The following is a 642-nucleotide window of genomic DNA, read 5'->3' as shown; positions in this document are numbered from 1 at the left end:
GGCCTGGGCGGCGCCCGAGAGGCGGTTGCGCAGCGCGGCGCGGCCTTCTGGGCTTTCAGGGACCTTGCCACCGACGATCAGCGAGAAGAGCGCCTCGGAGAGCGGCTGAGCGGCGTCGAGCGCGGCCTGGAAGGCGCGCGGGCCGCTCTTGCGGATCAGCGTGTCCGGGTCCTCGCCGGCGGGGAGCGTCACGAAGCGTAGCGTGCGTTCGGGGGCAAGCATCGGCAGGGCCAGCTCGGCCGCCCGGGCGGCAGCGCGGGTGCCGGCGGCGTCGCCGTCGAAGCAGAGGACCGGTTCGGGGCTGACCTGCCAGAGGGCCTGCATCTGTTCCTCCGTCAGCGCGGTGCCGAGGGGGGCGACGGCGCCGGTGAAGCCCGCCTGATGCAGGGCGATCACGTCCATATAGCCCTCGGAGACGATCAGCTTCGCACCGCGGAAGACGCCCTCGCGGGCGAGGTCCAGGCCGTAGAGGTTGCGGCGCTTGGAGAAGAGCGCCGTCTCCGGGCCGTTCACGTATTTGGGCTGGCCGTCGCCGAGGATGCGGCCGCCGAAACTCACGCTGCGGCCGCGCCTGTCGCGGATGGGGAACATCACGCGGTTGAAGAAGAGATCGACCGCACGGCCCTCCTCGCGCTCCTGCAT

1 protein-coding gene is annotated in these 642 nt (G+C 72.0%); it reads right to left on the bottom strand.

The window, feature by feature from the left end; all coding sequences use genetic code 11:
• The coding region (locus tag AC1DWF_RS35585; protein ID WP_476843163.1) for a toprim domain-containing protein at positions 1-642 on the bottom strand (642 nt) is incomplete at both ends.

The sequence above is a fragment of the Aminobacter sp. P4_D5 genome (assembly GCF_056401815.1).
Note: the sequence above shows the minus strand (reverse complement) of the source record. Positions and strands in the feature narration are given on the sequence as shown.